Genomic DNA, 9,690 nt, shown 5'->3' on the forward strand with positions numbered 1-9,690 from the left:
CGGGCACCTTCGGCTGCCGGATCGGGAAGTCCAGCTCACGCGCGTCGTACTTCAGGCCCGCGTCGACGTCGAAGCTGGGCACGGGTCCCGCGGTGGGGCCGCCGGGGCTGAAGGAGCACTGGCTGGCGATGGCGGCCACGACGACCATGATCAGCAGCAGCGGAATCAGCGACCACGCCATGTCGCGCGTGTCGTGGAGCATGCGGGGTTTCTGGGGGGCCACGCCTCCAGTCTGACAGCCGTCGGCACCGATACCCGCACGTGGCCGGGTCCGAGCCCCGCTCACGGGGCGGTGATGAGAGAATTACCACTCGAAACCATCGGAACCCGACGGTCGTCCCTTCGACGTCCGTCTCGCGTCGGCAACCACGTCGACCGACCGCACCAGGAGGCAGTAGCCCATGACGGCCAGCACCCCGACCCGCCGCCAGGCCCCGGACCGCAATCTCGCCCTCGAGCTGGTGCGTGTCACCGAGGCCGCGGCGATGGCTGCGGGCCGTTGGGTCGGCCGTGGCGACAAGGAAGGTGGCGACGGCGCCGCCGTCGACGCCATGCGTCACATGGTCAGTTCGGTGTCCATGCGCGGCGTCGTCGTGATCGGCGAGGGCGAGAAGGACGAGGCGCCCATGCTCTACAACGGCGAGGAGGTCGGCAACGGCGACGGACCGCTGTGCGACGTGGCGGTCGACCCGATCGACGGCACCACTTTGATGGCGAAGGGCGCACCCGGCTCCATCGCGGTGCTCGCCGTCGCCGAGCGCGGCGCCATGTTCGACCCGTCCGCCGTGTTCTACATGGACAAGATCGCTGTCGGCCCGGAGGCCGCGGACGTCATCGACATCACCGCGCCGGTCGCCGAGAACATCAGCCGCGTTGCGAAGGCGAAGCACTCGGAGATCTCCGACATCACCGTCACGATCCTGGACCGCCCCCGGCACGCGCAGCTCATCAGCGATGTGCGCGCGACCGGCGCCCGTATCCGGCTGATCTCCGACGGTGACGTCGCCGGTGCGATCGCCGCGGCGCGCCCGGGTTCGGGTGTCGACATGCTGCTGGGCATCGGCGGCACCCCGGAGGGCATCATCGCCGCGGCCGCGATGCGGTGCATGGGCGGCGCGCTGCAGGGTCGCCTGGCGCCGAAGGACGACGAGGAGCGGCAGAAGGCGATCGACGCGGGTCACGAGCCGGGCCGCGTGCTGACCACCACCGACCTGGTCAAGGGTGAGAACATCTTCTTCTGCGCGACCGGCGTCACCGACGGTGAGCTGGTGAAGGGTGTCCGCTACTACGGCGGCGGCGCGACGACGCAGTCGATCGTGATGCGCAGCAAGTCCGGCACCGTCCGGATGGTCGAGGCGTACCACCGGCTGAAGAAGCTCAGCGAGTTCACCTCGATCGATTTCCACGGCGTCGCGGGGGCCGTTCCTCCCATGCCGTGACCCGGTTCGCGGTCGTGGCGCCCTTTCGGATCTCCGCCGGTCCGAAGGGGCGCCGCTGCGGCTCGAGCGGCCTACTGTGAAGCCATGGCCGACAATTCCGAGCAGCAGTTCCGAATCGAACACGACACCATGGGCGAGGTCCGGGTCCCGGCCGACGCCCTGTGGCGCGCTCAGACCCAGCGGGCCGTGGAGAACTTCCCGATCTCCGGCCGCGGTCTCGAGCGCACCCAGATCCGCGCGATGGGCCTGCTCAAGGCGGCGTGCGCCCAGGTGAACAAGGATCTGGGTCTGCTCGACGCGGAGAAGGCCGACGCGATCGTCGCCGCCGCTACCGAGATCGCCGAGGGTCTGCACGACGACCAGTTCCCCATCGACGTGTTCCAGACCGGTTCGGGCACGAGCTCGAACATGAATGCCAACGAGGTCATCGCGAGCATCGCCGCGCAGCGCGGGGTGACCGTACATCCCAACGATCACGTCAACATGTCGCAGTCGTCGAACGACACCTTCCCGACCGCGACGCATGTCGCCGCCACCGAGGCGGCGGTGAAGGATCTCGTCCCGGCCCTCGACCAGCTGCGGGCCTCGCTCGCGGCGAAGGCGAAGGAGTGGAGACGCGTCGTCAAGTCCGGGCGGACGCACTTGATGGATGCCGTGCCGGTCACCCTCGGCCAGGAGTTCGGGGGCTACGCCCGGCAGATCGAGGCCGGCATCGAGCGGGTGCAGGCGACCCTGCCACGGCTGGGTGAGCTGGCCATCGGGGGCACGGCGGTCGGCACGGGCCTGAACGCCCCCGAGGGATTCGGTCCCCGCGTCGTCGCCGAACTGGTGCGGGTGACCGGGGTGGAGGCGCTGACGCCGGCGAAGAACAGCTTCGAGGCGCAAGCCGCGCGGGACGGTCTCGTCGAGGCGTCCGGGGCGCTGCGGACCGTCGCGGTGTCGTTGACGAAGATCGCCAACGACATCCGGTGGATGGGGTCCGGCCCGCTGACGGGTCTCGCCGAGATCCAGCTGCCGGATCTGCAGCCCGGCAGCTCGATCATGCCGGGGAAGGTGAATCCCGTGCTGCCGGAGGCGGTGACCCAGGTGGCGGCGCAGGTCGTGGGCAACGACGCGGCCGTGGCGTGGGGTGGTGCCGCGGGCGCGTTCGAGCTCAACGTCTACATCCCGATGATGGCCCGCAACCTGCTCGAGTCGCTGCGCCTGCTGGCCAACGTCTCGCGCCTGTTCGCCGAGCGGTGCGTCGACGGGCTCGTGGCGAACACCGAACATCTGCGTACCCTCGCCGAATCGTCGCCCTCGATCGTGACGCCGCTGAACTCGGCGATCGGGTACGAGGAGGCCGCTGCGGTCGCGAAAGAGGCGCTGCGGGAGAAGAAGACCATCCGGCAGACGGTCGTCGACCGGGGGCTGATCGGTGACGGCCTGAGCGAGGAGGAGCTGGATCGGCGGCTCGACGTGCTCGCGATGACACGGGTGGAGCCGCGAGACTGACGACACCCTGGGTCTTGTGATGAGCGTCTCATCATGATCTGATACGAAGCTGAATTCTAATTCAGGTCGTAGGAAGCGAGACGTCATGACCACCGTCCCCACCGTCACCGGCACCGTCGACAGCGGCAGCCTCGGCCGGACACTGATGCACGAGCACCTGTTCGTCCTCTCCCCCGAACTGCACGGCAACTGGGACATCGGCGTCGACCTGGACGCGGCGGTCGCCGAGGCGATCACGCGCGTCCGGGAGGTGCACGCGGCCGGTTTCGACACGTTCGTCGACCTCACCGTGGTCGGCACCGGCCGCAACATCGACCTCATCCGACGGGTCGCCGAGGCCACCGACATGAACATCGTCGTGGCGACCGGTCTCTACACCTACATGGACCTGCCGCACTACTTCCACTACCGCGGCCCCGACACCCTGTTCGGCGGCCCGGAACCGATGGTGGACTTCTTCGTCCGCGACATCGAGGAAGGCATCCTCGACTCCGGAGTGCGGGCGGGAATGCTCAAGTGCGCCATCGACGCCCCGGGCCTGACCGCGGGAGTCGAGCGGACGGCCCGGGCCGTGGCGGTCGCCCACCGACGCACCGGCGTACCGATCACGGTGCACACCCACGCCCACTCCGAGTCCGGACGGGTGATGCAGCGCCTGTTCACCGAGGAGGGCGTCGACCTCTCGCGTGTGATCGTCGGCCACAGCGGCGATTCCGACGACATCGGCTATCTCACGGCGCTGATGGACGCCGGCTCGTACATCGGCATGGATCGCTGCGGCGTGGACGTGTATCTCGGCTTCGAGCAGCGGGTGAAGACCATCGCCGCCCTCGTCGAGCGCGGCTATGCCGGCCGGATGCTGCTCTCGCAGGACTACGCCACCCTCAACGACTGGCTCGACCCGCAGATGCTCGCCGTCGCGACGCCGCGATGGAGCTACATGCACCTGCACAACGACGTGCTGCCCGCGTTGCGGGAGGCCGGGGTCGGCGACACGGACATCGACCGGATGCTGATCGACAACCCGCGCGAGATCTTCGAACGTCGCGACACGTACTGAGCCCGGCGGGCCGTCCGCGGCCGGGCACGCCACCCGGCCGCGGACGGCACCGGTCACACCGCCGACTCGGAACGGCGAACGACGAACCGGGACAACTCGTCCCGGTCAATGGCCCGCTTGAGGATCTTCCCGGACGCCCCCTTCGGCAGGGCGTCCACGAAGCGGACGATGCGGGGCGCCTTGTAGGCGGACAACCGTTCCCGGCACCAGCGCACGAGGTCCTCGGCACCGGCGCCGGCGTCGTCGCGCAGCACGACCACCGCGGCGATCTCCTCGCCGTAGTGGCGGTCCGGCACGCCCACCACGGCGGCCTCGACCACGTCGGGATGCTCGTAGAGCACCTCCTCCACCTCGCTGGGATACACGTTGTAGCCGCCCCGGATGACGAGGTCCTTGACCCGGTCGACGATGCGCAACCGGCCCTGCTCGTCGAATTCCCCGAGATCGCCGGTGCGGAACCAGCCCTCGTCGTCGAGCACGGCCGCGGTGTCGGCCGGTCGCTGCCAGTAGCCGGCCATGACGACGGGTCCGCGGACGAACACCTCGCCCACCTCCCCCGGGCCGCACGCGACGCCGTCCGGCCCGTAGACCTCGACCTCGATGTCCGGGGCCGCGGTGCCGCTGTACCCGATGCGCGCCGGGACGTCCCCCCACGAGAAGGTCGCCATGGCCGTGGTCTCGGTCAGGCCGTATCCCTCCCGGATGGTGCAGCCGAAGCGGTGCTCGAAGTCACGGGCCACCTCCCCCGGCAGCGACGCTCCCCCCGACACCGCCAGCCGGAGTCCCGCGAAGTCCGCTGGTCCGTAGGGAGATTCGGCATGCAGCATCGCGTTCCACATGGTCGGCACCCCGCACACCACCGTCAGCCGGTCCCGGACGACGAGGTCGAGCATCGCCGCCGGATCGAACGGGGACAGCAGGGACAGGGAGGCCCCCGCGGTGAAGGCCGACATCATCACCGACGCCTGGCCGAAGATGTGGAACAGCGGCAGCCCGGTCCCTACTCGATCCTCGGGTCCCGATTCGGACAATCGGCACGAAATGCGTCCTGCAGACAGCAGATTCGAGACGGTGAGCTGAGCCCCCTTCGGGCGGCCGGTGGTGCCCGAGGTGTACAGCACCGCCGCGGTGTCGCCGTCGGCACGGTCGACGGGGTCGCCGGGCTCCTGTTCGACCGCGGCGCCGGGCTCCAGCGACAGCCACGGCACACCGAGCCCCTCCGCGGCCTCGGCCACCGAGCCGGAGGCGGCATGCCAGGCGATCGCGAGCACGGCCCGCGAATCCCCGAGGGTGTAGCGCAGTTCGGCCGCGGTGGACATGGTGTTCACCGGCACCACCACGGCACCGACCGCCTGAATGCCGAGGTAGGCCACCACGAACTCGGGCACGGAGGGAGCGAGCAGGAGCACCCGGTCGCCGGCGGCGACGCCGCGGCTGCGGAGCAGCGCGCCGTAGCGCAGCGCGTCGTCGCGCAGCTCGCGGTAGCTCCGCTGCCCGTCCCGCGTGCGCAGGGCGATGCGTTCCGGCGCCGCGTCCGCGTGGGCGAGGACGGGGTCGAGAACACTGGCCATGAGTGGTTTCCCTTCGTCGAGAGACATAGTGGGGGAGAGCGGCTCGTGATTGACATCACATGACCGATGCCCCAGACTAGCACCACAGCCTGAACCCGAATTCATGTTTGAGTGCTGTTTCTCGGCCCGTCCGACCGGAGGAATTGATCTGTGACATCGCCATCCGTGAGTCCGACCGGCATCACGACCGCCGGCACGTCGCACCACACGCGCGCTCATCGTAAACTGCTCGCCGCCGGGCTCATCGGCAGCTCGATCGAGTGGTACGACTTCTTTCTGTACGGCACCGCCGCGGCGCTGGTGTTCCCGCACGTGTTCTTCCCCGACAGCTCCCCCCTGATGGGAACGCTGTTGTCCTTCAGCACCTTCTGGGCCGGGTTCGTCGCCCGGCCCCTCGGCGGGCTCGTGGCCGGCCACTTCGGTGACCGCTACGGCCGCAAACCCGTCGTCGTGGTCTGCCTGCTGCTCATGGGTCTGGCGACGTTCCTGATCGGCTGCCTGCCCTCCGCCGCCGCCATCGGGGTCCTCGCCCCCATCCTGCTGGTGACGCTCCGCTTCCTGCAGGGCCTCGCCTGCGGCGGGCAGTGGGGTGGAATCGTCCTGCTGCTCACCGAGTCCGCCGATCCCAAACGTCGAGGCTTCGCCGGCACGTTCGGGCAGATGGGCGTGCCGTGCGGCGTCATCCTGGGCAACGTCGCGTTCCTCACGGCGACGGCCGCGATGTCGAACGAGGTGTTCCTCGACTGGGGCTGGCGGATTCCGTTCCTCGCCAGTGCCGCGCTGTTCCCCGTCGTCCTCTACATCCAGACCAAGGTGGAGGACACCCCCGAATTCCGGGAACTGCAGGCCGAAGTCGCGGCCAAGCGGCCCGAGCAGCAGGTCGTCCAGGCCCCGCTCGCCGAGGCGATCCGCACCCACTGGCGCAAGATCCTGCTGGGCTGCGGTCTGCTCGCCGCAACCAACTCGCTGTTCTACATCAGCATCGCCGGCGTCCTGAGCTACGGCACAACCGAACTCGGCATGGACCGCAATTCGATCCTGGCCATCTCGCTGGCGAGCTCGCTGGTGGGCCTCGGGTTCATCCTCTGGTCGGGGTGGATCTCCGACCGCATCGGCCGCCGGCCGATGATCATGATCGGGGCCGCGGCACTCGTGCTGTGGGCATTCCCCTACTTCTGGCTCGTCAATACCGCGAACCTCGCGTTGTTCGCGGTGGCCGTCACGGTCGGGTCGATCTTCCAGTCCATGACCTACGGCCCGCTGGCGGCGTACCTGGGCGAGCTCTTCGAGCCCAACGTCCGGCTCTCCGGCGCGTCGCTCGCCTACCAGCTCGCCGCCGTCACCGTCAGCGGCGGCACGCCGTTCATCATGACCGCCCTGATCGCCAACACCGGCACGACCACCCTGGTCTCGGTGTTCGTGGCCCTCATGGGCGCCCTCACGCTGTTCTCGGCGTGGGTGCTCAAGGAGACCAACCCCGCGGAGGTGCGCCGCGACCCGAAGGCCGTCCCGGGCATCGCCCACGCCCGGTAACCGAACGGGTGCTGCCGGCCTCCACGATCGCCCGTGGAGGCCGGCAGCATCTGTGCCGTACGCCGCTCAGGCGACGACGCGGGCGAGCGACTCGGCCACCGCGACCGGCTTCTCCTGCCCCTCGCGCTCGAACGTCTGCAGCGTCCGGATCTGGATGCCGCCACCGGCGGCCTCGGCCCCGAGCACCTGCATGCGCATCCGGATGCGGGAACCGACCGGCAGCGGCGAGACGAAGCGCACCTTGTCGTAGCCGTAGTTGAGGCCGTGGGCGAACCCGTCGAAGCTCATGAGCTTGTAGGACAGGCCCGGCCCCAGCGAGAGCACGAGCAGACCGTGCGCGATCGTCGTCCCCAGCGGACTCGTCGCGGCGCGCTCGGGGTCGACATGGATCCACTGGTGGTCGTCGGTGACCTCGGCGAAGGCGTTCACGAGTTCCTGGGTCACGGTCACCCAGTCCGTCGGTCCGATGTCCCGTCCCACCAGGTCCCGGAGGTCGTCGAGGCCCGTGGGTCGCACGGGCAGGGTGCTGATGTCGTCGGTCATGGATGCTTCCTCTCCGCGCGGCCGGAGCGACTCGCGCCGAATCAAAACTTGAAGTTGAAACCGCGTTCAACTATACAGGGAAGGAGACGTCCGTCACCATCCTGTTCGCGACGTACCTCGACGACGGGCGATCCCCAGCCCTGCCCCTCCCCTTCCGCCAGGAGTGACCATGTCGGTCTACGAAATGTCCGAACGCACCGTGCAGTACCGCGACGCCCTCCTCGCCTTCATGGACGAGCACGTCTACCCCGCCGAGTCGGTGTACGAGGAACAGATGCGCGCCTCCGGGGACCCGCACTTCCAGCCCCCGATCCTCGAGGAACTCAAGGCCGAGGCCCGCCGGCGCGGCCTGTGGAACCTGTTCCACCCCCACCCCGACTGGGGCCCGGGCCTGACCAACCTCGAGTACGCCCCCCTCGCCGAGATCATGGGCCGCAGCCACATCGCCTCCGAGGCGTGCAACTGCAACGCACCCGACACCGGCAACATGGAGGTGCTCACCCTCTTCGGGACCGACGAGCACAAGGAGAAGTACCTGCGCCCGCTGCTCGACGGCACGATGGCCTCGGCGTTCGCGATGACCGAACCCGCCGTCGCCAGCTCCGACGCCACCAACATCGAGCTGTCCATGGTCCGGGACGGCGACGAGTACGTCCTCAACGGGCGCAAGTGGTTCGCCTCCAACGCGATGCACAAGAACTGCAAGGTCCTCATCGTCATGGGCAAGACCGACCCCACGGCGGCCCCGCACCGCCAGCAGTCGATGATGGTGGTGCCCATCGACGCTCCCGGCGTGACCGTCGTGCGCAACCTCCCGGTCTTCGGTTACGCCGACCGCGAGGGCCACGCCGAGATCACCTTCGAGAACGTGCGGGTGCCGAGCAAGGACGTGCTCGCCGGCGAGGGCGAGGGCTTCGCGATCAGCCAGGCCCGCCTCGGCCCCGGCCGCATCCACCACTGCATGCGCGCCATCGGCATGGCCGAGCGAGCCCTCGAACTGCTGTGCCGGCGCGCGTCGAGCCGGGTCACGTTCGGTCAGCCCGTGAGCGAGCGCGCCAACATCCAGGACTGGATCGCCGAGGCCCGGATCGAGATCGAGATGACACGGCTGCTCACGCTCAAGGCTGCCCACCTGATGGACACCGTCGGCAACAAGCAGGCCCGGATGGAGATCGCCGCGATCAAGGTCGCCGCCCCGGCGATGGCGCTGAAGATCATCGACCGCGCCATCCAGGTGCACGGCGGCGGAGGCGTCACCGACGACTTCCCGCTCGCCATGATGTACGCGCACATGCGCACCCTGCGCCTGGCCGACGGCCCCGACGAGGTGCACAAGCGGTCCATCGCCGTCGCCGAACTGCGCAAGTACCGCACCGCTCCCGCCGCCTCGGTCAACGGCCACAAGGTGACGGTGGGCTGACGATGACCGGACTCGATCTGACCGGCCGCACCGCGATCGTCACCGGCGCCTCCCGCGGTATCGGGCTGGCCGTCGCCCGGGACCTCGCAGCGGCCGGCGCGAACGTGGTGCTCACCTCCCGCAAGCAGGACGCGGCCGACGCCGCGGCCGCCCAGGTCACCGCGGCCGGGGTGCGCGGCACGGCACTCGGCGTCGGCGCGCATGCGGTCGACGAGGACGCGGCCCGGAGGTGCGTCGACCTCACCGTCGAGCGGTTCGGGCGCCTGGACATCCTGGTCAACAATGCCGGCACCAACCCCGCGTTCGGTCCGGTGCTCGCCCAGGACCACGCACGTTTCGCCAAGACCTTCGACGTCAACCTCTGGGGTCCGGTGCTGTGGACCTCACTGGCCGTGCAGGCGTGGATGGGCGAGCACGGCGGAGCAGTGGTCAACACCGCCTCCATCGGAGGGATGGCACCCGAGGCGAACATCGGCCTGTACAACGCCTCGAAGGCGGCACTGATCCACCTCACCCGCCAGCTCGCCCTGGAACTGGCGCCGCGGGTGCGGGTCAACGCCGTCGCCCCGGGTGTCGTGCGCACCCGTCTCGCCGAAGCCCTCTGGAAGGACCACGAGGACCGGCTCCCGG

9 protein-coding genes are annotated in these 9,690 nt (G+C 69.4%); 6 read left to right on the plus strand and 3 right to left on the minus strand.

Annotated elements, in window-relative coordinates:
* Positions 1–223 (minus strand): DUF4245 family protein (locus OEY_RS0105250; RefSeq protein ID WP_043804558.1); only part of this gene is annotated, 223 nt, incomplete at its 3' end.
* Between the two features lie 178 nt (positions 224–401).
* On the opposite strand from OEY_RS0105250, the gene glpX reads away from it, so the two are divergent.
* The 3 genes from glpX (at position 402) to OEY_RS0105265 (ending at position 3,993) form a co-directional block, all read left to right on the plus strand.
* Positions 402–1,439 (plus strand): class II fructose-bisphosphatase, encoded by a 1,038-nt coding sequence (gene glpX / locus OEY_RS0105255; RefSeq protein ID WP_010592864.1) that lies wholly within the window; start codon positions 402–404, stop codon positions 1,437–1,439.
* Between the two features lie 84 nt (positions 1,440–1,523).
* Positions 1,524–2,933, plus strand: coding sequence for a class II fumarate hydratase (locus OEY_RS0105260; protein ID WP_010592865.1), 1,410 nt, complete (start codon positions 1,524–1,526; stop codon positions 2,931–2,933).
* Positions 2,934–3,018: 85 nt separating this feature from the next.
* Positions 3,019–3,993, plus strand: coding sequence for a phosphotriesterase family protein (locus OEY_RS0105265; protein ID WP_010592866.1), 975 nt, complete (start codon positions 3,019–3,021; stop codon positions 3,991–3,993).
* A 53-nt stretch (positions 3,994–4,046) separates the two neighbouring features.
* Here the strand turns inward: OEY_RS0105265 and OEY_RS0105270 are convergent, their stop codons facing one another.
* On the minus strand, positions 4,047–5,564 hold the full coding sequence (locus OEY_RS0105270) for an AMP-binding protein (protein ID WP_010592867.1): 1,518 nt from the start codon (positions 5,562–5,564) through the stop codon (positions 4,047–4,049).
* 165 nt (positions 5,565–5,729) lie between these two features.
* Between OEY_RS0105270 and OEY_RS0105275 the strand changes: the two genes are divergently transcribed.
* Positions 5,730–7,097 (plus strand): MFS transporter, encoded by a 1,368-nt coding sequence (locus OEY_RS0105275; RefSeq protein WP_010592868.1) that lies wholly within the window; start codon positions 5,730–5,732, stop codon positions 7,095–7,097.
* A 66-nt stretch (positions 7,098–7,163) separates the two neighbouring features.
* Here OEY_RS0105275 and OEY_RS0105280 read toward each other — a convergent pair whose 3' ends face one another.
* Positions 7,164–7,640: a MaoC family dehydratase gene (locus OEY_RS0105280; RefSeq protein WP_010592869.1), complete on the minus strand. Its 477-nt coding sequence runs from the start codon at positions 7,638–7,640 to the stop codon at positions 7,164–7,166.
* 169 nt (positions 7,641–7,809) lie between these two features.
* Between OEY_RS0105280 and OEY_RS0105285 the strand changes: the two genes are divergently transcribed.
* Together OEY_RS0105285 and OEY_RS0105290 are read left to right on the plus strand one after the other, a co-directional pair.
* Positions 7,810–9,060: an acyl-CoA dehydrogenase family protein gene (locus tag OEY_RS0105285; protein WP_010592870.1), complete on the plus strand. Its 1,251-nt coding sequence runs from the start codon at positions 7,810–7,812 to the stop codon at positions 9,058–9,060.
* 2 nt (positions 9,061–9,062) lie between these two features.
* The coding region (locus OEY_RS0105290) for an SDR family oxidoreductase (RefSeq protein ID WP_010592871.1) at positions 9,063–9,690 on the plus strand (628 nt) is incomplete at its 3' end.

Source organism: Rhodococcus sp. P14, from assembly GCF_000256505.1.
GTDB lineage: Bacteria > Actinomycetota > Actinomycetes > Mycobacteriales > Mycobacteriaceae > Rhodococcus > Rhodococcus ruber.

Coding starts and splice junctions, on each gene's coding strand:
- glpX (WP_010592864.1), top strand. CDS start 402: ATGACGGCCAGCACCCCGACCCGCCGCCAGGCCCCGGACCGCAATCTC.
- OEY_RS0105260 (WP_010592865.1), top strand. CDS start 1,524: ATGGCCGACAATTCCGAGCAGCAGTTCCGAATCGAACACGACACCATG.
- OEY_RS0105265 (WP_010592866.1), top strand. CDS start 3,019: ATGACCACCGTCCCCACCGTCACCGGCACCGTCGACAGCGGCAGCCTC.
- OEY_RS0105270 (WP_010592867.1), bottom strand. CDS start 5,564: ATGGCCAGTGTTCTCGACCCCGTCCTCGCCCACGCGGACGCGGCGCCG.
- OEY_RS0105280 (WP_010592869.1), bottom strand. CDS start 7,640: ATGACCGACGACATCAGCACCCTGCCCGTGCGACCCACGGGCCTCGAC.
- OEY_RS0105285 (WP_010592870.1), top strand. CDS start 7,810: ATGTCGGTCTACGAAATGTCCGAACGCACCGTGCAGTACCGCGACGCC.